We start from the raw sequence: 21,148 nt of genomic DNA on the forward strand, positions 1-21,148 counted from the left end.
TTCAGTCCCCTGTCCGGGTCGCGAGGCGCGCTCCCACCGCATCGTACAATGTCATTCGGTCACCAGCTGGCCCGAGTACGCAAGCGTCCCGCGACGGCCATTCTCCAAGGCCGCAGCCGGCGGCGAGGACGAAGCGCGCCGCCGCGTACTCATGATCGTCGCCGCAGATCCGCAGGAGCGTCGGGAGCGGCGCCGCGCCGCGAATTGAGCGCGGCGTCTTCGTCCAGGCGTCGATCGTCAGCGGCGCGGCTAACCCTGCCGCTGACGCGGGCGGGGCTGGGTCCGGCTCCGCGAAAAGGTCCATCTGGCTCACGGCTCCTCCTCGTCATCTAAGATGTATGGCGCCGCGATCTCCTTGAGCCATCCGCCCTCTTGCATCTCCATGTGATGAACGGGGATACGCCGGCCTGAGTAGTCCGGCGTAAACTGGTCGCCCTCGCGCTTTCCTGGAATGTCTTTCAGAAGGACGGGGTAATTCGCGATTCGCACGAACTCATCGCCATCCTTCAAAGCGTCCATCGGAGTAATCCGATATTGTGTCGGCATTTCCCGTCACTCCTTAAGTGCCGGCGTCCGCTATGCGCGCGCCGGCCAGCGCCACGTTCCCAGCGCCGGCTCCGGTCCGTCGTCGTAGAGCACGGAGGATCGGTGCACCACGTTTTCAAGTTGATCGTTCGGAGCGTCTGTGAACACTTGCAGCTGTACGCAGCCGCGACTTGCCTTATCGGTCGAAGTCCGGTTCCAGACGCGGACGACGAAGGCTGGGCGGATCTGCCCTGCGCTTGGACCCTTGTCTAGCACGTAATGAACGACGCGGCCTTCGGTAAGCCCGGGAATCGGGTCGTTAAAGATCGGCGTCTCCGCGATCGCACCAGTTGTCATTGCTTGTTTCTCCTCGTTCATCCCATTACCGTCTCTCGAACTCGTTCCCGGCTGGGGCTAGCCTTTGCCGCCATGGGCACCTTGTAGGGCGCGCCCGCCTTCGTGCACTCCTCGTCGCAGAACTTGTTGTGGATGCTGACGGGTTGACCACGCTTGCCCGTCCCAGCGGCGATCTGCGCCGCAGTCGGGTGACCGTCGAGCAGCACGGTTTCGACTTTGCCTAGCCGGGCGACGGCGGCGCGCGCCTTCTCGATCAGTGGCGTCGGCACATTCTCATGCTTGTAGCCCCAGAACGTCCAGCCCAGCGCGCATTTGCTGTCGCAATAGACTGTGCCGCTCCAGCCCTCTGGAAGTGAGAGGAGTCCGCGCGTCAGCGCGATCATCTCTGTATTGTTGTTTGTGACTGGCAGACGACCACCCTGGCCATCACTCATGAATGGACGCACAACGCCGCTCGCGTGAAGGAGACGCTCGCCACTCGCATCTACCTGGCACCAGGCCCATGTCCCACCGATCGGGGATGGGTTCTTGCTGATCACACCGCCGTCAGAGTAAAGTGCGGCTATTTCGGCATACTCACTCATAGCGCTTCATTCCTGGCTCTCCCACCACGTCACCGTCACCGGATAGGCCGAATGATCGCCTGCGGATACCGGGTAGTAAACCGTTGTATCGCTGGCCTCGTCGTTGATTTCGTGAAAGTATTGATGCTTCACCGGCGCCGACAGCACGGTCGCCCGCTCCTCCTCGTCCATATAATCGAAGCCGCCGATGGGCTTGGCCAGCTCATCACGTAACGCCTCTCGGAAATGGTTCTCGCAGATATGGCCCTGGACGAATGCGCCGATAATGACGGAGTCATCGCTCATGGCGCAGAGCGGTTCGAAGTCTAAAGCAGCGGTCATGTCTGATCCTTTCGTACGAGCTGAACTGCGATGGCTGGCTGATCGCCTTCTGGGATGACCTGTGTCCAGTCCCCGACGCGCAGCGGATGCTCTTGCCAGAATTGATGGCGAAACGACTGGCGCATGTCGCTCGCGCGTAGCGCCTCTTCCTGGAGTTCAGGCACGGTATAACTGGACGGGATGAGCTGTTGGAGCCCTTGCAGCAGAGATCGGAACACATTCATGTCACGGCCACGCGTGTTCCAGATCGCCGTCTCTTCCGGCGTCAGGTCCCCGCAGATCTTCTCCGCCTCCCAAAGCGTTCGCTGGAGCGACTGCTCCAGTTGCCCTAGGTGGCTCCGGTGGACCGCCGCGTATAGTTCGAGCGCGCGGTCCATCACGCGCGCCTGCGTTCCCGTCAGGCGCAGGGCATATTCCGCCTCGCCGGCAGGTGGGCTCCAAGCGTCTTCCGCCGGCAGGATCCGCGTCACGTCATCACCAAAGACGGCGAAGGCGCGCAGGTTCAGCCGCAGAGCGTCCCACTCAATGTGACGGCCGTCTCGGTACGGCGCTGAAACTTCGCCCTCGTGAACGTATTTGCTGATGGGGCCTGTACAACGTGTGGAGCCCATGACGATCCGTAGAACGCCGTCCGAGAAATGCTCGCCTTCGCTACGGACGTCGCCTTCACGTATCGGCAAACACAGGAAGTAGTCCGCGATCAACACATCGCCGGGTTCCTGGCTCCATTCGATCATCAGGATTGGCTCATCCTTAGGCAGTCTTGATATCGCGGTCTCGCTGATCATCGGCCTTCTCCAGTCCTTCAATTCAGATGGTTGCGCCGATCGGGCGCCAAGCTGTCCGGAACAGGAACGAGGGAGTTCAGGAGGGCGATCTGCGCTTCGAGTTCCGCTTTCTGCTGCGCGCTGATCGCCAGCGAGTTCACACATCCCTCACGGGTCAGCTTGCGGATCGCCAAAATCGCCAGGTGCAGATCCTCGCTGGATCCGCGCAGTTCCCGCTCCGTCTCCAGAAACGCCCCCACATATTCCTTTCCCTTTTCCAGGTAGATCTCGAAGGCGATGGATCGCGCCTGGATCGCCTTGTATTGGCGGTCCTGTGCGGCGTCGGCCGCGTCGCTGGCCACGAGGAAGTCCTCACTGTGCGCCTTTGCTTTGGCGATGTTGCCCAGCGCTTGCTGGTATTACGAAAGCCCTTCGGCGATCTGTTCTTTGGTAAAAGCTAGGTCCATGTTTCTCGATTCCTTTCGATGCGGCCACGCGGCCGCCGTCACCGCTCATTCGTCTCGAAAAGTGAAAACTGCGTCGGCTCCTGCAGCTTGCCGATCAAAGTGCCAAAGCAGATCTCGCAGCGGCAAAGATGATGCTGTCGGCGGTAGGTATGCAGCATCCGGAGGAGCGCGCGGACTTCGTACGACGGTATCCAGGCGTCCGGATCGGCGATCAGCGTCGTCGCCCAGTTGTCGATGCGCGTCCGATGCCACGGATTCCAGGCGCGACACTCGCTGAGGACGCGGACCGCCTGTTTCTGCTCGTCGGTCACGCCTCCACGCTCCGCAGTTCCAGCGCATACACCCACGGGTTGCAGTCCCACAGAACTTCGGGATGCTTCGCGTGATCCATATCCCACCAGCGCTGAAAGGGACACCACGCAGTGCGATGGCCTTTGCCGCTGGGATCAAACGGAACGCGATAGATCGTGCCGAACGGGTCGTTCGGATCCTGAACTTCAGCAGTGACGCCTTCGGCGAGACAGTCGCTCACACTTGTCTCGATCTGTTGGAGCGGCTGTACGTCAATCGAGACGATCTCCAGAAGGAGGCGAGACGCCGCGCGGGGCATACTGGAGAACTTTTTGCGAAACTCTGCCTGGTAAGCTTTTCGCACAACATTGCCCTTGAAAGGCTGGATTTTCTCCTGCGTATCAACGTCGGCGAAACTGAGGTCGAACGCCTCAACCCACTCACCTGTCCGCTTTCTTCTGTGGCCTCTGTTAGACCAGCCCGTTGTCATGTGTTCGAACTCTGCGAAATCCAATTTAGGATCATCAAAGCCTGTTGCTTGATAGCGGAGCCCATACCAAACCTTCGAGCAATCTCGTGTCAGAACATCGTAGTTCGGGCTCGACCAGTTGAGGACAGGGCGGGCAAAGTATTCGCCGCACTCGCTGATCCACAACGTCTCGCGTACCCACAGGCGATCACCGGACTGGCCATAAGGACACATCTCGATCACGTTCTTGCGCCCGAGGTGCTGCTGGATCCATGGCCGCTCAGGGTCCGTGAAAGCCATCACGCTTCCCTCATCGGAGGGAAGCGATCGGCTAAGCTTGGGCTGCGGATCCAGCGGAAAGCGCATCTGCGTCCGGCCGTTCAGGAAGGAGCGGACATTGCGATAATTGAGCGGGAGCGCTCTCTCTTTGATCGCGGCTATCATCATGGCTTTAGCCCTCGCGCATCGCCGTTGCGCCGCATATGGATTTCCGCCGCCTCCAGGGCCAGCGTCAACCATTGCCGTTCGTTTTCGCTCCCGATCACGCCGCGGCTCTCCTCCGCAAGATACCAATCGAATCCGCCCTGCTGGTTACAGCGGTATTCAATCGTGTGATATCGGCTGAGATATTCGCGGACGAGGCCCGGGCGGATCTTGTCCCCGGCCTCGAAGTGCGGCATCTGCGGCGCCAGCGCGGCGACCGCGTCCACAAAGCGGAGCGCTTCCTCCTCCAGGAACTCCTGGTGCATCTGGTCCGGCAGACCGGCAAAATATGCGGCGTATTGGTAGAAGTCAAGCGCCCGCTCCGGCCGCAACCCCATGAGTTTCGGGATGGTCTCGAACACGAATGTCTCGCGCCCGTCCCACGGGAAGACTTGTGGGTCTTTGTCCTGAAGGACGCCGTCCGCAGCGCGCGCTAATCGTTTGGTTTTCATGAGATCTCTTCTCCAGAGCTGGCTTTCATCTTCTGCATGTCCTGCCATTTCTCCAGCCAGTAAATGCCGACGGATTTCGGCGCGCCGCCCGTCTCATCCCAATCTAGCTCCCGGCATTCAACCCGATGCCGCTCCCAAAGTAGCTGCACGACGCTCAGCCGGTGACACGTGGTCAATTGCCGGCAACTGCACATCAGGATCACCGGACAGGAGTTCTCAAGCACGTACGCCGCGCCGGCGTCGAAGTCCGCAATCTCGATGGGGCGCGGGCCGTCCGCGCCGGCCGGCTCCCGGTAACGCGTGTTGCCGAGCTGGGCGCAGCGCGCGTAGTGATCGCCGAGCAGCTCCCGCAGAGCGCCCTCCCGCCACTGCGGATGCGCCGATGTCGCCCGCAGGCGGATGTCGACGATGGTCGCGTCCAGCTGCTCGGCAACGCGGAGCAGCTCTGCCGGCTTCCGCCCCTCGTAGCCCATCGTGTAGATCTGCGTCGTCATGCGCCCTATCCCCCACCCGGCCGGCTGTCGATCAGCGCCGACGCCTCGCTCACCGTCATTCCGGCCGCCATCATCGGAGTCGCGTAGCCATAGCGCGCCAGGTACATCTGCTGCTCCGTCGTCGCCAAATCCGCCGAGGTCTTACGCGGCTTTGTGAGGTAAACCGCGTGCGGCGCCGCCATCGTGATCGACGGGCGCGGAACATGCGGCGTGGCGTTCACCCGGTGCTGACACCGCCGGCAGACAGACGCGCGGTCGACAAAACTGAGCTCCGTTTTGAATGTCCCAGCGCTCGCCTTCGTCGCGCACAGCGGCTTCCCGTCCTCGTCCGCCACATGCCAGGAGCTTCCGAGTTTGCCCCGAAAATAGCGCCGCCCAACGTCTTTATGTTCGTCCGCCAATAACAGCCTCCTGACTCTGAACGCCATTCACGCCGGCGCTCCACCAAAAACTGCCTCCGTCGCCGCGCTCCCCATCGACAGGGGGAGCGCCCCCGCCCGGCGCGCCTCACCCCGTTTCCTGGGTTTCATACAGCATGGTACAGAATGCGCACTGCTGTTTCAGGCGGTTGTCAGCGCGGTTTGCGGAAGGTCTCCGCCGAGCGCCGCCGGCATCCCGTTCCATTCGCGCCCGCCGATCAGCCTCCCCGCCTCGTGCTTTCCAGTGCGATACATCTGCATCCCGACGTGACCGTCGATCACTTCGAACGCTCCCGTGAGCGGACCGTCAATCGAATAGAATTTGCCGTGATAGTCCACGACGCCGACGGGGACCTTGTACTCCCTACTCGCGAACTCTCGGAGGTAGCTCTCGCTGTACTGACGCAGGAGCGCGGCTGGCCATGGCTTGTAGTAGGTCTCGTACTCGCTCTCCGGCATCTCGCTGATCGGCTTCCACTCACCATTTTGTTTATGGAAGAAGGACGCGCCGGCGGCTTCGCACTGGTCGCGAATGCCAGCGAACCAGTGCGGGTGGCTGACGCGCGCGTTTGGGCCGCTTTCGCCGCCCGTGATGAACCAATCCGCATTACTGACCACCTCATACTCGTCCGGTGTCACTCCCAGCAGCTTTCCGTTGGTGACCACGACGCTGAGTGCGCCATACGGATTACGCTGAGCGCGGTAGACTCCAGCTGGCGCGTACGCCGCGTTGAATGGGATATCGCTGCGCACACCCACTGGCAGGCGGATCCAGTCGCCGAACCCCAAATCGACCGGCCCAAGCAGCGGCTCCATGCTCACGCCGCGCACGGCTGCGGGAACAGCGAGAAGATGGAGCATGCGCAGATCGTAATATTTCTGGTTCTCCGCTGTCGTCATCGCCGCCACATTCGGCGGCCACGCGTCCGCCCAGTGCGCCGGAGCCATGCGCGTCATGTTCTCCGGCCGCTTGGTCAGAAGCAGGTACATCAGGTTCGGTGTCTGCTCCACGATCTGGAAGAAGCGGCCACGCTCGGAGTCCAGCGTCTGTCCGGTCTCTGGGTCGGCGTAGTCGTTGTCTTCGAACAGATCCGACATCGACGCCACGAAGATGTTCTTGATATAGCCCTTGGCGCGCATCGCTTTGTCCCATCGTTGAAGATGGTTCCAGTGTTTGTCGGGGAAGAACTTGCGCGGTTCATTCCGGCCCCAAGCCGTGCCGAAACGCGCCCCGAGCTCACGAGCATAACAGTGGGCGCACGCCGGACTAACCTCAACACACCCATGCCATGGGTTGAAGGTCGCGCCCTTAAGAACCGTCCCATCATGCTGATGGCGCGCCGTCCATCCGATTTCCGTGATCTCACCCATAAACGATTTCCTTTTCCTTAGCCGGCTAGCTCGCCGCCGGTGTCTTCTTCATTTGCGGATCCGCCAGTTCGCGGTACGCCCAGAGCAGCTTCTCCGCGTTGACGCAGTTCAGAACGATAATCTTTCCGTCCAGCGACTTCGGGTCATAGTCGCTGCGAATGTAGGCGTCGACCGTGCGGGCCCAGAGACGCAGGAGCTGCCGCGTCCACGCCGCCGGCGTCACGGTTCCGGAAACGACCGCGCCTTTCGCGCCAGGCGTCTTTCCGATCGTGCAGGCCGGCTGATGCTTGAAATCGATCCATGGCCAGAGCAGCAGGTGTTCGTCGCGCGTGCGAGACAGGTAGCGCTCGGTCCAGTTGACGATTTCTTCGGAAGGTGACGATTGGCGCTTCACCGCGTTTCCTCCGCATCCTCACTCCTCACCCCGAAAGTAGTATCGGCCATGAGGACGAAGGCCAGGGCTTGGCCCGACGTCTTCGCAATCACAATAGCGCTGGCCTTGTTCAAAGTTTTCTGAGCATCGCTCACCGGCGTCTTCTTGCCCTTCATTTCCAGTCCGAGCCACGCGCCGACAGGCCAGGTGGGATTGCGGACCAGCAGATCCGGAATTCCCGGCGTCTGCCCCGTGTCGCCGGTCCAGCGGATCATCTCGTGGCATTCCGGGCATTCCATCAGCCTGTACCGAACCGAAGTCTGCAAGATCGTATAGCCGCGCGCCGTCAGATCCGCGATCGTGTCGGACTGGACATCTTCCTCTCGGTGGCGCTCGGCGTCCGTGGGATCGTCCAGAAGCCGCGCATCAACTTTTGCGATGAGAGCGTCACGGACGGCCTGTGCGTTCTGCGCGCCGTACGCCATTACGTCAATGTCTTTGCGACGACCTCTCATTTGCCGCCTCCGGACGTCGCCCTCGTCACAACCCGCACGATGTTCTGCTTGGCGGCTAGATAGAAGCAGAGCGCCTCCCCGTCCGGGCACTCTACGTGCTTGATCCCCGACGGCCAGGCGGCGATGCGGTACCCCGGTTTGATCTCGAAGATGGTCGCCTCGTAGGTAAAGCCGTCGCGCGGCGTCACCTCAAGGGTTGCGATCGGGCCACCCTTCTTGTGGTAGGCGGGCCAGTTCTTGATCCAGCCTTCCACGATCTCGCCGACGGGCTTGGGCGCCGGCGGCGGCATGGGCGGCATCTCGGGAAGCGGCGCGAATAGGTCCAGCTGGCTCATTTGTGGTCCTCCAGGTCGAACGCGATCTGGTAGTGGCGCGGAGCTGGCCTCAAGCAGTGCGGACTGAACCAGATTCGCTCGAGGCCCGATCGTTCGCGGCCCGGCGCACCCGTTCGGTTAGCATATCCGCCGTGCGCCTTCCAGGGCATGCACTCCCAATCGCTCGGCATGTCGTGTTCGCCGTCGTATCCGCAGAGCGCGATGCGGAGCATCGCGCTCTGCCCATGGGCGATCGCCCACTCTCGCACCTTGACGCTCAGATCTTCACTATCTTCGTTGTAGATGCCGGGGTCGCGCCCCGTCGAAAACGCGTAGGGTGGATCCAGGAACACACCCGTTAATCCGTTCTCCGTTGTCACGGACGGAGTGACGACGCGCGACCAATCTCCGCAGCAGACACGAACTTTCCGCAGGCGTTGCGAGAGAGCGCCGAGGTAGGCCTCCAGGTCATCACCGCGACTGGCCAGCAACCCATGCATATCGTCGGCGAGGTAAGGACGGCGGCGCTGAACCCCGCCGGGCGTAGTGAGATGTGGACGCTGCTTGATCACGCCAGCCTTGGCAGTCAGGTGTGGCTTTGATCGATTGACACCGCGTCCACCGTTCCAGAGGGATGGTTTGCGCCTCGTGACACCGCGTCCGCCCGTATCCAAGTAGGGCTTACGGTTGTAAATTCCGCGCTCTCCAGCGAGATGTGGGCGCTTGTAGTACACCCCGTCCGCAGCATCAACATCTTGCTTGAGTGGTCCTTTGCCGCTGCACCAGTCGCCGCCGATCCACAAGCAAATGCCCCACACCCACCAGCCCGCCACCTTCACATCATAGAAGTCAGGATCACGGACAGTAAGAGCAATCCGCTCCGCGCCTTGATTGACCAGCCAGAGATGCCGCGCGTGCAGATCGGCTTCGTTGACGGGATTGCGGGCGTATGATGCAACGCCGTCCGGATCCGCCTGTAGAGCGCGCCAGAGGTTGGCCAGGTAGCAGTCCTTATCGTTCACCGTCTCTGTCCGCAACTTTTCGTGCGGCCGCCCAAGTAGCACCGCGCCGGAACCGAAGAAGGGTTCGACGTAATTCGGGACATCGCCAAAGCGCGCCCATACCTCAGAGGCAACACGGCTTTTTCCACCAAACCAGGGGAACGGGGCTTTGAGTGTCAAATCGCCACCCCTATCATCGTCTTGAAAATGCCCGTGCAAAGCGCCTCCGCTGTATGCACGGGCACGGCGTTTCCGATCTGCTTCACCTTATGCTCTCGCGTTCCGGTGAAGATGTAGCTTTTAGGGAAACCTTGGCCGCCGGCGAGTTCGTGCGGCTGAAGCATCCGGTAAAGAATGTCCAGGTATCCAACGACATCGCCTTTGTCGACCAGGTGGACGTACTCAGGCGCGACAAGGGCGAAGCGATCGCTCCCCGTGGCTGACAGCAGAGGCTGATCCACGGAATGAGCGCCGCCGGTGCCGTTGTAATTGACGAGGAATGGCTCCGCGATCCCGAGACGATTGGACGTGTCGAGCGTGGGCAGCGGCGCACCGACAGACAGCACGCGATCATCCCCATCATTGCGGCCAGGGTGCGAGCCGTGATATTTCGTCAGGAACGGGCGGACCAGGGCCAGGTGCTCGTAATTTGAAGTCACCGCCGGAAGCGGCTTATCCACAGAAACGGCGTCACTTCCCTCGTAATATTTGATGAGGTAGGGATCGAGCTCACCGGCGACGAGCTGCGGCTCGGCGACGCCCATGATGTTTCCCGTCGTCAGCGCCCGGATCGGCTCATCCAGCGAATGGGCGCTTGCGTTATTGCGGCTCACGATCATGTATGGCTGTAGGAGCGCCAGCTCGCCGCGCTTCGCGGTTGTGACGGTGACGAGCGGCCTATCCACACTGCGACAGCGGTTTGCCGAACCCTGGTGCGTGATCGGCGCGATGTAGGGCTCAACCAGAGCGCGGAAATCCTTGGTCAGAATCGTCCCGACCGGGCCATCGATGGAAAAGGGACCGATCTGCCCGCCGGGGCCGCCGCTGGACGTCAGGAACGGCTGCAGAACAGCCACGCCAAACTGCGTCCGCGTCATGACGGTCGGGAACGGCTTATCCAGGCTGTAGCCGTCGCGACCGTTCTGCAAGACGACCAAGAACGGCTCGCAGAGCGCTCCCGCGCCGTGGCTGGTGACAGCAGGCAACGGACGGTGGATTGAATGCGTTCTCGGCTCCTGTCCTTCGCGTTCGCCGAAGTTTGGGACAAGGAAGGGAAGACCAGCAAACTTGTAGACGCCGGCATGGATCCGCGCCATCGTCGCGGCGACCAGCGGCTTCTTCCCATAGCGAGGACGGTCGTAAATGGAAGTGCCCTTCAGATCCCAGTCAATGATGTCGCGGGCGACGCGCCACGCTTTCAGGGCCGGACGATTCGCAAGTTCCGACGCCGGCGCATGTGTCGGCTCCGGCCAGGCGGGCGCGCCGCCGCGCCGAGCCTGAATGAACAGGCGCTTACGGCTCGTGGGATCGCCGTATTCGTAGCAAGTCAGGACTCGGTCCTCAACGGTGTATCCGAGCTCTTCCAGGTTGCGCACGAAGTTTCGGTAGTATTTGCCGGCCTCTTCCTTAATTGGCTGACCGATCTTACAAGCCTTCACGTGCTCAGCGCCTTCCACTTCGCCGCAGGTACACGGATGCAGCGGGCCCCACGTTTTGAACTCGGGAACGTTCTCAATCAAGATGTGCCGAATATAAAGCGCGTCCGCCCAGCGAAGGATATGCCAGGCGCTGGCGCGCTTCTGCGCGCTTTTTGGCTTGCCGCCCCTTGCCGAAGAGAAGTGAGTACATTCGGGAGACGCGACGAGCAGATCCAGGATGCCGCCAGGAACGATGGCGCGCGGATCCGCCCCATCGATCGTCTCGCAGATGTGCGTCACGTCCGGATGGTTCGCCGTGTGCGTGTCGATCGCCACTGGCCAGTGATTGATGGCGAGGAGCTGCACCGCGAAGCCAAGGGCGGCGGCCGCGCGCAGCAGCCCGGTGCTCGTTCCGCCGGCGCCGCAAAAGAGGTCCGCGCAGATGAATGGTTTCTTTGCTGGCTTCGTTCCAGGAGACATCAATTGTTCTCCTCGGAATGGCTCGCGCGGACCACCACAATTGAGGACAGGCGCTCAGACGGCGTGACCGTCTCCGAATGGTTTTCATTGTAGGCGTCGGTCAGCGCGCGCAGCGCTTTCTTCGCAGCCAGCGACAGGCGGTATTCGTGCAGCTCGGCGATCGCTTCGTCCGGCGTCAGCCCCATTTCGAAGAGCAGATCGTCGCTGCCCTGGCTGATCGGAACCTCCAGGGTCGGGCGCGCCGCTTGCCGCTGGAGATCCTGCACGTACTCGTGTTGCGTCGTGCGGCATTCGGGAGACGCTATGATTGGATCAAAACGACCGATCGCGGGGGCCGCGATCGGAAGTGAGTTGAGGTCTTGAACCGTTAGCACCGTGGGCGCGGCGAGCGATGCAGCGCTCGCCGGAAGTTCATCTGGCCGCGCGTCATGCTCGGCGGCGTCGGGATTGGCGTCTGCATTTGAAGCGGTCGGCACGGCGGAAGCGCCGCTGGCCGCCACTGCGCCCGGAGTGTGCTCGTCACGATTACCATAGGTGTTCTCCTTGTCTGCATCAATCGGCGTGAAATCAGAAAGAGGCTTGGACGTGGCGACGACCGCCGGAGTCGGCGCGCTGGCGTCGGCGGCGCGCAGCGGCCCCGGCTCCGCGTACGTAACTGGGATTTCCGGTTGTGTAGCGTTGAAGTATGGGCTGTCCGCCGCGCGCTGAAGATCCGCGATATGGTCGGACAGGACCTGGTCCAGCTTCGACACCGACCAATGCGCGGCGACGGCATCCTGTGCGAAACGGATCAGCGAGGCCTCCGTTCCCTGGAACTTGAGCAGTTTCAGGAGCTTGAAGCCGTGGGTGGCGCTGAGATGGTTTTCGCGCAGGATCTGCTGGACGGGTTCGGGAAGTTCGAGCAGCTTGATCGTCTGACTGACCGTGGTCTGCGAAATGCTATAGTCCTTTGCGATCTGATCCTGGGTCTGATCCAAATCGACCAGGAAGGCGTAGCCGCGCGCACGTTCGATCGGGCTGAGCGGTTCGCGCTCGTCATTCTCGCTGAGCGAAATGTGCGCATGCTGGACATCCGTGATGGTTTCGTCGATTTCGGCTCGGATTGTCTTTAACCCGGCCAGATGAGCTGCGCGGAAACGGCGATCTCCGGCGACGAGTTCGAATTTACCGCCTGCGGCGGGTCTGACCAGGATCGGCTGGATTTGCCCGATCTCCTGCATGCTTGTCGCCAGGGAGGCAAGGGCGGACGGATTGAACAATTCTCGCGGCTGGAAGCGATTGTCCTGGATCAAGCCCAAGGGAAGATCACGAGTGATACGGCCGGCAACGGGCCCCGTAGCCACAGGGAGGCCGAGATCATTGATTGATGAATAAATATCGTGGGTCGCAGAGCCTTGCTCGTCACCGGTATCGATATCGTCGGCAGCATCAACAGGCGTTGCATCCTTATGTGTGGCGGACAAGCCGTCATCAGCGGGCTTTTCCAGCACGATCACTCGCGTCTCGACCGCCGTGGAGCGATCGCTTTCCTTGAACGCGCCGTGCGGAAGGGCGGTCACGTTGTGCTCCAGATCGCGCAGCCAGCCCCGAAAGGATTCGATCTGTCGATCGCTGCGAAAGAAGACTGCGGCGCTCACAATCGCGACCAGAACGCCGCCAGGCGCAAGAAGATCGTAGGCGTGGCGCACATGCACTGTATCCGCACCGCGCTCGAATGGCGGGTTCATGACGATTCGGTCATAGAGATGGCCGCCCCCGTCCCACTCCAGGAAGTCGTCCGCGACAAGGTTATGACCTTTCGCCAGCAGGATCTCGCGCAGAGAATGGTTGATCTCGACCACGGAAAGCGGGGCGTCCGGATGCATCTCGCGAATCATGTCCGCGATATGCCCGCTTCCCGCCTCCGGCTCCAGCGTTTTCATCCCTGTCTTGATATTGGCCATCTCCACCACGATGCGCCCGACATCGCCCGGCGTCGGGAAGTAGCCCGGGATCCTGTTGCCGATCAGGGAGCGCATCAGTTTGCGCAGCTTCAGTGCGTCCTCCGTTTCGGTCCCGGCGCCCTGCGCCGCCTCTTCCAGAATTGTCTTCGCCTGGGTGAATGCGCCGGCGTCCGTAATGCCGCAGGCGGCAAGTCGCCCCTGCTCCATTTCATGGCCTCGCCCGCCAGGGAAGTACTTGTGGGCGAGGATCGTCTCAATGACGAGCTTGGTCTTGATCCGCGAGACGACCGCTGGGATCGTTCCCGCGTCGTGGGCGTCGGCCAGATAGCGGCAGACCGACTGCACACGCTGCATCCGGCGTGCATCGCTTTCCGCCTGCTCCGCTTCCTGGGCGCGCTTGTTCGTGTTGGCCAGCCGAGGCACAAGTTTCACATCGATGGCGGCCTGCATACCGTTCGCGAGAACGCGCAGCTTATCGGAAATGCCACCCGCTTCCCGCTCGTCAGCATCGTTCTTAAAGTCGTCTGCATCGTTTTGAGGAGCGTTCTCAGCGCTATCGCCCTCGCGCAGGGTCAGGTGTCCGAAGGTCGGAACGCGAGTATCAGTGTCCGTAAACATTAGCGCCAATCTCCCTTCGACGGGTGGTTATGCTTGGTCGAGCTGCTGCGGCCCGGGCGGGTGGCGCAGCGGAACGATTTGACTGCGGGGACTTCCGGCTGATGTGGCGGCGTCGGCGGTGCATCCTGGGCGGAAATCTCCGGAGACAACACGAACGAGATCTGTTCCTCACGCCAGATCTGGAGATGCATCCCGCAGCTCCGGCGGCAGAGCGGCGCCAGCGCGCAGGCAAACCCGAGCACAAGGAATCCCGTCGAGAACCAGTAGCAAACGCCCTCTCCGCCCATGCCGAAGGCGGCGGCCGCGCCGACGCACACCAGGCAGCAGGATAGGGACACGCCACTGGTGAATTCAATCCGTCGCTGACCGGCCCTGGACTTCTGTCCAGGCTGATCCATGGTACAGATGAACACCACGTGAGATCGAACGGCATCAGCATGAGGACTGAGGTTATCTGACGGCAGGCTATTTGCTTTCGTGACCATAATTAGGCGGCTCCTACAATCCGTGTCTCATCACATCCCGGTACGCACAGATGCCAGTAGCCTTGGTCGACCACGGCAAACGCGATGCAGGTCTTGCCTTCGGGGACACTGGGAGTAAATCCAATGTAACCGCGACGCTCGGCGAGCGCGAACTCGATCCGTTTAGACTTCACGGCGGAAGGGCTTTCAGCGACGGCGCGCGCCTCACGCAGAAACTTGTCGTCGGAAATCAGCGCCTCCAGGCGCGCAAGCGCCAGTTTGCTGTCCAGAGGCTCGCGCCGCACCTCATCGCGGGCATCCTGCGCCGCCGTGCGCACCGCGCCGTCAATCTTTCCAGGTTTGGCGCGCGGCGGATCCGCGGCTGGCTTCGGTTGCGCAACAGTTGGCTGTGCTGGCTCGGCGACCGGCTTCGTCGTCGCCACTGGGGCCAGCTTCGCAGCAACCGGACGGGCAGGCTTGGTGAAAGCCTCACGCGTGGTCGGCGTCTTCTTCACGTGGGCTTTCACGCCGCTCTCCGACAGGCACGGAATGCAGATCATCCGGGTCTCGGTTCTATTCGCCGTCTTGGGACGTCTGCATTTGGCGCAGAGAGGCGGGGTGTCTCCGAGCCACTGCAAGGATGAAGCGGGCGCGCTCTGCGGATGAGCGGAGGCAGGCACTGTCACGATCTCAGAGGCGGCGTCCGCTGCGTCTTCCAGCGGCGCTTCCGTCGTCTCCGGTTCCTCTATCGCAATGGCAGGTTCGATGATAATGCGCACGTCCGAGTTTTCGGTATCGCTGTCCATAGTGGCGTCCGCGTTACCGTCGTCAGGGGTGACCGTCTGCACGTTATTGTCGCCAGAGGCGGGCGCCTGCCAGTCATCGTCCTGAGCGGTCGTCACTGGCTGCTCAGAACCGATCGGCGCAGGTGGCAGCGCGAACACCATCCGGGCATAGTCGGCGGTGCGCACGGCCACGTCGGCCGCGTCATCGACGCAGGCGCACTCCAGGCTAACGGACAGATGGTCGGCGCCGCGCCGGAAGTCGATGGAGAAGCCAAAGGAAGCGTCAGTTCTGGGCATGGCGGCCACCCTTTCCTGGGGAATGATAAATTGGGTATCCGCCGGCGCACGGCCAGAGATACGCGACCAGAGACTGATCGGCCTCGTCCGGCGTCTGAACCGGGGCGGTTGGATGGATGGGCTCAATGGAAATGGCGGGCTGATCGGCGTTCGCGGCTTCGGCGGCGCGCTCGGCGGCCTCGTCCTGGACGCGCTTTGCTTCGGTCAGATGATGGACCGTGAGGAGTGCGCCCATTTCACCCTCATACGCGGACACGCATTCGGAGATAGAGCCTTTTTTGATGAGCATCATCTGCTCGGCAATGGCGCGCTTGGACCTCCACTCCCCTAGATTACTGATGACGTTGCGGATCATTTTGTCGGTGATCATGAACCTGCTCCTTCCCGGACGGAGGCAGCGCCGGCGGTCCGGAACGACTGCGTCGGCGTGATGGCGCGGTCCCGGCCATCCTTCTGGCAGGCGGGGCAGAGCGCCGCGCCGTAGTTGCGAATGGAAAGCTCGCACTGAGATTTGTTGATGGGCTTCGGGCAGCTGGAGCAGGTCGTCGGGAGGGCCTGCTCGTCGGCGGGTTCGGAAGACGCGGGAGCCTCGGCGCGGGGGCGGGGGAATTCCGATGATGGACGCGCGGCGGGGTGGCCGCCGCCGCGCTGACCCGATTGATTGGGACGCTGGCCGCGACCATTGCCGGGGGCATCGGCCAGGCGTCCGCCGGCGACTTCGTCCAGTTCCGGCGCGAACTGTGTGCCGTAGCCGCAGAGTGCGAGCGCGCGGCCGACGGCGCCGGTCTCAGCCTTTTCAATATAGTCGCCGAAGCCCTTAATGTCTTCCTTCTTCGTGCCCATCGCCATGAGGCGACCATCGGCGTCGAAGATCTTCGCCTGGAAGATGGCGAACTGCTTGTCATTGTCGATCGTGAGAGGGTTGGTCTCGATCGTCCAGTCCGGATGCTCGGCGCGGAACCACAGGACACGGGCGGAGACTGGTAAGTACTTTCGGCCGCCCTGAACGGTAATCAAGTGCCGATTGGGGTCAAAAGCACGCTTTTCACTAGAAACTGTATTGCAATTGTCATTTTGGGGTATAGTCATTGTCGTTAATCCTTAACGCCCCGGGAGCTGTTTGCAGCAGCGCTTGACTGGGGCGTTTTGTTTTGTCTCCACCTCAAGACCACCGCACTATGCGGCGATCGCGTACTCCCACCCTATCTCCGCAAAATCAACCAACTTATCTGTAAAATCAACCGACCTGTCCATGTCGGCGATGCTGCGTCCGAGGAACCGGAAATGAGGGGCTTCCTCTTCCTCGCCTGGCGTCATCTGGTCGCTGAGATAGTCGCGGACCTTCAGATCGAGCGCCTCCCGCTCGGCGATGGCGTCGTCTTCGCTCAGGCCGCCATGAAACGCCATCAGGCCCAGGGCGAGGAGATGCTCGTCGAACTCCGCCACGTTGCCCGGCATCCGCATTCCCAGCGCACGCTCCGTGGCGGCGACGAACTCGCCGCGAGTGCCGGGAATATCCCCTCCGCCCAAGGCCGTTTCCATCAAAGCGTTATCCATTACGCCGCCGCCTTCCGCAGATGGGCCGTGTGCGCCGCTTCGCGCTCTTTTCGGTTCGCCTCGACGCGGGCCTCAATCACGATTTCGAAGGCGCGCGCCAGGAACGGCGTTCGGTGACTGATCATCGTCCGGTCACGATCGACATCGGTCGTTCCAGGAACCCGGTAGACCATCGCCCAATCATCCTGCTCCGTGCGGTTCACCAGGAGCATATGATCGTCCTCGGGAACGATCGCGTAGCCTGCGGCGATTTGCTGCGCTTGTTCCATCAGCAGCGCCGCGCGGAAGCTGGCTTCGATCTCTCGCGTCTGCCGCTCGTAGGCGGCGACTTCGTTGTTGACCTCGATATGGCGGCGGATGGAACGTGCGGCTGACATTTTTTGCTCCGGTAGTGTCTGTGCTCAACTGAATACATAGTATCATAGTTGGACATATATGTCAAGACATATACAGCGCGAACAAAAAAATATTTCCTTATGGTTTCTTGCTTTCTGTGTGTTCTACAGCATGAGCGATTTCGTCGAGCGACATTGACAAAACGACACCTATCCGCTTCGCGTTCAACAGCTTCAATCCATGTGCATAAGGCTTCCCGTTGAAGGAATCGTCTGAAAGAAGACGATGGTAGTGGCGACGCGTGAGATCGACTGCCTCGGCAACCTCCGCAGTCTCCAAACCAAGCTGGTCTTGTTTCTCATGAAGAATAGCGCCAAGAGACTTGTCTGCCATACATACCCCTGGTCGATTATATCGCCAATGGACGTATATGTCAAGATATACACGCAACCATTCGTTGACATGTATGTCTAACCTTAGTAGAATGGAGGTAAAAGTGCTCACGTTAGAAAGACCGAATTATTTTGATATGGTAAACGAAGGAACACCTCCACATTTTGGTGAGTGGCTGCGGTTGAAGATCGAGGGGTCTGGAATGCAGTTGGTGGATTTCGCACATCATATCCGGATGGCTTATCCGAATTTCTCTGATATCTTGAATCGTAACGCTCCGAGAAAAGAAATAACCATCAAACGGATCGTTGATGGCCTCGTTGAACTCGAAATTATAGACGATCCTTCCGAAGCGTGGACGCGCGCCAGGATCGTTCCTGAAGGTTATGTCGTTCGTCCAGAGCACGATTCATTCCTGGAAGCAGGGCACGCCATCGCAGGTTTGATAGATCCGGCTGCCGTGGCCGCGAATGATTACCTGCGCCGCGTCGGTGGTTTTAGCGGGGAGCAAGAATACACAGAAGAACAACTTGAAAAGCTACGTAAGGGCATGGATATGGTCGTTGCGGGCTGGTGGGCTGAGCAGGTGAGAGAAAAGCAGAAACGCGAGGACAAGAAGGGCCCGAAGAAATGACCGACCTCGACGATGCTGTCGAGCACCTTTTCTTACGGTGCCTTCAATACCTGTCGCGTCATACGAGCGAGATCCCCCGTTTTGAAATGGGCTGGGTGCGTTTGTACGATGCCGAGGAGATAGAAGCAAGACGCCTTCCGCGTCAGTACTGCTTTGAAGGCTTCACTGCCGAGATTCGCTATCACGATCTCTGGGGCAAATGGATCGTTGTCTACAATGGCGACGTTCCGGAATGGCGACGCTGCGCCTTCCTATGTCACGAGTTGTTTGAATACACAGCTCACAAGATTTTAGCGGATGATCCCCAGCTCGCCGGCGGCTACGCCGATCTTCCGCACATCGTGGGGCAGCGTTCAGTTGAGCGATGCTTGCCTGCTCCGACCAGCCACATGCTGGAAGATATGATTGCCTCCGGAATTGTGCGTCTGGGCATGGATCGCCTCGCGGCCCGGGACTCGATCGATACGTTCGATACTGGCGAGACTTGGGAGCAGCCGCCGTCGCTGGCGGCTCACATGCCGCCGATCGTTGTCCGGAGGACGCTGGACTGGCCATCAAGGCCGAATGGTTTTGAGAAATACGACAGCCACTGGATGAATGGAGATTTATAGGATGCGTTCGCGGCTTTGGCGACCCCATCTTTTGCGAATACTCCGGCAGTAATCGATCCGGCCACAATCACTGCCCCGGTACAAGACAATCAGGCTGTGACAGACTTGCCTTTTGAAGTTGAGGAGCCACAGGCCTTCTTTGAGAAGTTCTTCAACGGGAAGATCAAAGCCAAAAAGGATCCTCTTGAAACGGAGACAGAGCACCAAGAGCGGATCCTCAAAGAGCTGCCCACCGACCACGTCTACTTTTTCGAACTCGTCCGATTGAAGAATGCAAAACCGAAAGATCAGTACGACTATGATATGAAGAGCGGCATATTGACAGTCTTCGCAGGCGATGCCCTTTCCGACATGGCCAAGGAGAAATCGCCTCCGAAAGCTATCCCCATCTGCCCGCTCACCGTATTCAAGCGCGACAATTACGACGGCACCAATTCACAAGGCGCGAGCGTAAACGTGCGGCGCACGAAAATATACGAATATGTCTTCAATGTGATGAACGACCGAGACTTCTCCGGTATCGTCGATTCTCGCGGATCTAGAATTGCCATGAAGGCAGCGATCGATCGTGAGAAGGCAAAGGCAATCATAGATGACGCGCGAGTTTTCGTGGGAGTGCAATTCCCGGGATATGGGAACTCCCGGATCGATGAGCGTCATGATGATCCGACCTTTGACGATCCTCGCGACACCATGCTTCGGACATTTGGCATAAACGTCAATATTGCGGAAGTCGACCTAGTTGCGGACAATGCAGTGATTGCTTCCGCTAAACCGAAAACGAAATAACGAGAACGCCGGCGGAGCGGAGCTGCTCGAACCGTCGGCGATCGCGATGACAGATCATCTTCGGCTCGTCTGCTCGGATCCAGCGGATGACGAGTACACCGACGAACAGCGCGCCAAGCTTCAGAAGGCGATGGAGATGGTCGTGGCTGGGTACGTGGCAAAGCAGATGCGTGAGAGACGGAAGCGTTGGAACAAGTAGGAATCAAGGATGAATTGCCCGACCTGCGGCTACAAAATGGCGGAGACGGATCTGGACTGCCCGCGTTGTGAGAAGTACAAAGTAGTCCCCGTCGCACCGTCCGTGGAGACCGCCGCGCCGACGGCGTCACCTGTTGCGAAGTGTCATAAATGCGGTCTACTGCGGGGCCCAGATCAGGCTGTTTGTATTCACTGCGCGGATGGGGCCGCTGCCGCGCAGCGCCCACAGCCATTTGGCGTCACCGTAGATCCCTGGACGCCGCCGGCGCAGAGCGTCTGGGATCGTCCAATGAGCGGAACGAGGCTGGTGGGTGGATTGCTCCTCGTTGCGGGTATCGCGGGTCTGTGCTACTTCATGTTCGTCTTCGACACGAGCGTGGCGGTTCCTGGCATTGAGGCCCTTGGCGATCAGTTCAAGAGTGGACGGGTCAATAACATCGGACTGATGGCGGACCGACAGACTAGAATGATCGCCAGCGGCGTGGCTGCGGTGATTGGTACGCTGATGCTGATCTTTTCAGGCCAGCAGCGGACCTGACATCAAAAGCACAGGAGACTGAATTGAACTGTCCAGATTGCGGCTACAAGATGAGCGACACAGATCTCGACTGCCCACGATGCAAGAAATTTGGCAAGCCCTCGAAGATCGCTCCTCCTCAAACGAACTGGGCCGCGCCGGATCAGAAGCCGAAATCAGGCAGTTCCGCCGTGGTCGTCGCGGGAGTGATCGTCGCCTTGTTGTGGGCATACGGGAGCTGGAACTCATCGCGTGATCCCGCCAGTCCCAGTCAAACGGCTGGACAAACTTCGGAGCCAGCTCAGTATTCACCTCCGGCAGCTCCGGCGCCGGTCGATACGACGCCCAAGCTGAAGAAGCTTTCCGAGAACTTCACCAAGGAGTATACGTATTGTATTGTCAGCGGCGAGGTCAAAAACACGTCTGGCGAGAGTCTCAAAAGCGTTGAGGCGGTCACGACATACTATGATAAAAACAATAACGTTGTAAAGACCGACAGCGCGTTGATCGACTTCAACCCCATCTTGCCTGGGCAGACGTCCCCCTACAAAACGATGTCCTCAGACAATCCGGCGATCAAGACCGAACGCACGAGATTTCAAGAGTTTGGCGGAGCCGAGATCAATACCGACACAAGCGTCGTCGACTAGAGGCGGCCCAGAGCACCCATACGGCATGGAAGGAAG

General features: G+C 60.4%; 32 protein-coding genes. 6 read left to right on the top strand and 26 right to left on the bottom strand.

The window, feature by feature from the left end:
* Window position 1 precedes the first annotated feature (1 nt).
* The 26 genes from ABIZ35_RS25665 to ABIZ35_RS25790 all read right to left on the bottom strand — a co-directional run bounded on the left by ABIZ35_RS25665 (window position 2) and on the right by ABIZ35_RS25790 (window position 17,713).
* Window positions 2-313, bottom strand: a complete 312-nt coding sequence (locus ABIZ35_RS25665; protein ID WP_348222786.1) for a hypothetical protein — start codon at window positions 311-313, stop codon at window positions 2-4.
* Window positions 310-546, bottom strand: a complete 237-nt coding sequence (locus tag ABIZ35_RS25670; protein ID WP_348222787.1) for a hypothetical protein — start codon at window positions 544-546, stop codon at window positions 310-312. The genes ABIZ35_RS25665 and ABIZ35_RS25670 overlap by 4 nt, the downstream gene beginning before the upstream one ends.
* Before the next feature lie 30 nt (window positions 547-576).
* Window positions 577-882: a hypothetical protein gene (locus ABIZ35_RS25675; RefSeq protein WP_348222788.1), complete on the bottom strand. Its 306-nt coding sequence runs from the start codon at window positions 880-882 to the stop codon at window positions 577-579.
* Between the two features lie 17 nt (window positions 883-899).
* Window positions 900-1,466: a hypothetical protein gene (locus ABIZ35_RS25680; RefSeq protein ID WP_348222789.1), complete on the bottom strand. Its 567-nt coding sequence runs from the start codon at window positions 1,464-1,466 to the stop codon at window positions 900-902.
* 6 nt (window positions 1,467-1,472) lie between these two features.
* Window positions 1,473-1,787 carry a hypothetical protein gene (locus ABIZ35_RS25685; protein WP_348222790.1) on the bottom strand — a complete coding sequence of 105 codons (315 nt, stop codon included), beginning with the start codon at window positions 1,785-1,787 and terminating at the stop codon, window positions 1,473-1,475.
* On the bottom strand, window positions 1,784-2,575 hold the full coding sequence (locus tag ABIZ35_RS25690) for a hypothetical protein (RefSeq protein WP_348222791.1): 792 nt from the start codon (window positions 2,573-2,575) through the stop codon (window positions 1,784-1,786). The genes ABIZ35_RS25685 and ABIZ35_RS25690 overlap by 4 nt, the downstream gene beginning before the upstream one ends.
* A gap of 17 nt (window positions 2,576-2,592) precedes the next feature.
* Window positions 2,593-2,916 carry a hypothetical protein gene (locus ABIZ35_RS25695; RefSeq protein WP_348222792.1) on the bottom strand — a complete coding sequence of 108 codons (324 nt, stop codon included), beginning with the start codon at window positions 2,914-2,916 and terminating at the stop codon, window positions 2,593-2,595.
* A 143-nt stretch (window positions 2,917-3,059) separates the two neighbouring features.
* Entirely contained in the window at window positions 3,060-3,332 is a 273-nt protein-coding gene (locus ABIZ35_RS25700) for a hypothetical protein (protein WP_348222793.1), read from the bottom strand.
* Window positions 3,329-4,228, bottom strand: a complete 900-nt coding sequence (locus ABIZ35_RS25705; protein WP_348222794.1) for a hypothetical protein — start codon at window positions 4,226-4,228, stop codon at window positions 3,329-3,331. Before ABIZ35_RS25705 ends, ABIZ35_RS25700 begins: the two co-directional genes overlap by 4 nt.
* The gene (locus ABIZ35_RS25710) at window positions 4,225-4,716 is read right to left on the bottom strand and encodes a hypothetical protein (RefSeq protein WP_348222795.1); all 492 of its coding nucleotides are present in this window, start codon (window positions 4,714-4,716) and stop codon (window positions 4,225-4,227) included. Before ABIZ35_RS25710 ends, ABIZ35_RS25705 begins: the two co-directional genes overlap by 4 nt.
* The gene (locus ABIZ35_RS25715) at window positions 4,713-5,210 is read right to left on the bottom strand and encodes a hypothetical protein (RefSeq protein WP_348222796.1); all 498 of its coding nucleotides are present in this window, start codon (window positions 5,208-5,210) and stop codon (window positions 4,713-4,715) included. The genes ABIZ35_RS25710 and ABIZ35_RS25715 overlap by 4 nt, the downstream gene beginning before the upstream one ends.
* 5 nt (window positions 5,211-5,215) lie before the next feature.
* Window positions 5,216-5,611 (bottom strand): hypothetical protein, encoded by a 396-nt coding sequence (locus ABIZ35_RS25720; RefSeq protein WP_348222797.1) that lies wholly within the window; start codon window positions 5,609-5,611, stop codon window positions 5,216-5,218.
* Window positions 5,612-5,770: 159 nt separating this feature from the next.
* Entirely contained in the window at window positions 5,771-7,000 is a 1,230-nt protein-coding gene (locus ABIZ35_RS25725; protein ID WP_348222798.1) for a DUF5131 family protein, read from the bottom strand.
* A 25-nt stretch (window positions 7,001-7,025) separates the two neighbouring features.
* Entirely contained in the window at window positions 7,026-7,394 is a 369-nt protein-coding gene (locus ABIZ35_RS25730) for a hypothetical protein (protein ID WP_348222799.1), read from the bottom strand.
* Entirely contained in the window at window positions 7,391-7,888 is a 498-nt protein-coding gene (locus tag ABIZ35_RS25735) for a hypothetical protein (RefSeq protein WP_348222800.1), read from the bottom strand. The genes ABIZ35_RS25730 and ABIZ35_RS25735 overlap by 4 nt, the downstream gene beginning before the upstream one ends.
* Entirely contained in the window at window positions 7,885-8,223 is a 339-nt protein-coding gene (locus ABIZ35_RS25740; RefSeq protein ID WP_348222801.1) for a hypothetical protein, read from the bottom strand. The genes ABIZ35_RS25735 and ABIZ35_RS25740 overlap by 4 nt, the downstream gene beginning before the upstream one ends.
* On the bottom strand, window positions 8,220-9,383 hold the full coding sequence (locus ABIZ35_RS25745; RefSeq protein ID WP_348222802.1) for a DNA adenine methylase: 1,164 nt from the start codon (window positions 9,381-9,383) through the stop codon (window positions 8,220-8,222). Before ABIZ35_RS25745 ends, ABIZ35_RS25740 begins: the two co-directional genes overlap by 4 nt.
* Entirely contained in the window at window positions 9,380-11,320 is a 1,941-nt protein-coding gene (locus tag ABIZ35_RS25750; RefSeq protein ID WP_348222803.1) for a DNA cytosine methyltransferase, read from the bottom strand. The genes ABIZ35_RS25745 and ABIZ35_RS25750 overlap by 4 nt, the downstream gene beginning before the upstream one ends.
* The gene (locus tag ABIZ35_RS25755) at window positions 11,320-13,881 is read right to left on the bottom strand and encodes a ParB/RepB/Spo0J family partition protein (protein WP_348222804.1); all 2,562 of its coding nucleotides are present in this window, start codon (window positions 13,879-13,881) and stop codon (window positions 11,320-11,322) included. Before ABIZ35_RS25755 ends, ABIZ35_RS25750 begins: the two co-directional genes overlap by 1 nt.
* A complete protein-coding gene (locus tag ABIZ35_RS25760; protein ID WP_348222805.1) occupies window positions 13,881-14,366 on the bottom strand; it encodes a hypothetical protein in 486 nt (161 codons plus the stop codon). Before ABIZ35_RS25760 ends, ABIZ35_RS25755 begins: the two co-directional genes overlap by 1 nt.
* Before the next feature lie 2 nt (window positions 14,367-14,368).
* Window positions 14,369-15,427, bottom strand: a complete 1,059-nt coding sequence (locus ABIZ35_RS25765) for a hypothetical protein (protein WP_348222806.1) — start codon at window positions 15,425-15,427, stop codon at window positions 14,369-14,371.
* Window positions 15,414-15,797 carry a hypothetical protein gene (locus ABIZ35_RS25770; RefSeq protein ID WP_348222807.1) on the bottom strand — a complete coding sequence of 128 codons (384 nt, stop codon included), beginning with the start codon at window positions 15,795-15,797 and terminating at the stop codon, window positions 15,414-15,416. Before ABIZ35_RS25770 ends, ABIZ35_RS25765 begins: the two co-directional genes overlap by 14 nt.
* The gene (locus ABIZ35_RS25775; protein ID WP_348222808.1) at window positions 15,794-16,516 is read right to left on the bottom strand and encodes a hypothetical protein; all 723 of its coding nucleotides are present in this window, start codon (window positions 16,514-16,516) and stop codon (window positions 15,794-15,796) included. The genes ABIZ35_RS25770 and ABIZ35_RS25775 overlap by 4 nt, the downstream gene beginning before the upstream one ends.
* An 87-nt stretch (window positions 16,517-16,603) precedes the next feature.
* Window positions 16,604-16,984 (bottom strand): hypothetical protein, encoded by a 381-nt coding sequence (locus ABIZ35_RS25780; protein WP_348222809.1) that lies wholly within the window; start codon window positions 16,982-16,984, stop codon window positions 16,604-16,606.
* Entirely contained in the window at window positions 16,984-17,361 is a 378-nt protein-coding gene (locus tag ABIZ35_RS25785) for a hypothetical protein (protein WP_348222810.1), read from the bottom strand. Before ABIZ35_RS25785 ends, ABIZ35_RS25780 begins: the two co-directional genes overlap by 1 nt.
* A gap of 97 nt (window positions 17,362-17,458) precedes the next feature.
* On the bottom strand, window positions 17,459-17,713 hold the full coding sequence (locus tag ABIZ35_RS25790; protein WP_348222811.1) for a hypothetical protein: 255 nt from the start codon (window positions 17,711-17,713) through the stop codon (window positions 17,459-17,461).
* Window positions 17,714-17,816: 103 nt separating this feature from the next.
* On the opposite strand from ABIZ35_RS25790, the gene ABIZ35_RS25795 reads away from it, so the two are divergent.
* Genes ABIZ35_RS25795 through ABIZ35_RS25820 form a run of 6 tightly spaced genes read left to right on the top strand, consistent with a single transcriptional unit; the run spans window position 17,817 to window position 21,112 of the window.
* The gene (locus ABIZ35_RS25795) at window positions 17,817-18,347 is read left to right on the top strand and encodes a hypothetical protein (RefSeq protein WP_348222812.1); all 531 of its coding nucleotides are present in this window, start codon (window positions 17,817-17,819) and stop codon (window positions 18,345-18,347) included.
* Window positions 18,344-18,958 (top strand): hypothetical protein, encoded by a 615-nt coding sequence (locus ABIZ35_RS25800; protein ID WP_348222813.1) that lies wholly within the window; start codon window positions 18,344-18,346, stop codon window positions 18,956-18,958. The genes ABIZ35_RS25795 and ABIZ35_RS25800 overlap by 4 nt, the downstream gene beginning before the upstream one ends.
* 15 nt (window positions 18,959-18,973) lie before the next feature.
* Entirely contained in the window at window positions 18,974-19,747 is a 774-nt protein-coding gene (locus tag ABIZ35_RS25805) for a hypothetical protein (RefSeq protein ID WP_348222814.1), read from the top strand.
* Between the two features lie 46 nt (window positions 19,748-19,793).
* Window positions 19,794-19,946: a hypothetical protein gene (locus ABIZ35_RS25810; RefSeq protein WP_348222815.1), complete on the top strand. Its 153-nt coding sequence runs from the start codon at window positions 19,794-19,796 to the stop codon at window positions 19,944-19,946.
* A gap of 9 nt (window positions 19,947-19,955) precedes the next feature.
* Window positions 19,956-20,483 carry a hypothetical protein gene (locus ABIZ35_RS25815; protein WP_348222816.1) on the top strand — a complete coding sequence of 176 codons (528 nt, stop codon included), beginning with the start codon at window positions 19,956-19,958 and terminating at the stop codon, window positions 20,481-20,483.
* A 23-nt stretch (window positions 20,484-20,506) separates the two neighbouring features.
* On the top strand, window positions 20,507-21,112 hold the full coding sequence (locus tag ABIZ35_RS25820) for an FxLYD domain-containing protein (protein WP_348222817.1): 606 nt from the start codon (window positions 20,507-20,509) through the stop codon (window positions 21,110-21,112).
* Window positions 21,113-21,148: the final 36 nt, after the last annotated feature.

This window comes from Capsulimonas sp., from assembly GCF_039929585.1.
In the GTDB taxonomy this organism is placed as follows: Bacteria; Armatimonadota; Armatimonadia; order Armatimonadales; family Capsulimonadaceae; genus Capsulimonas.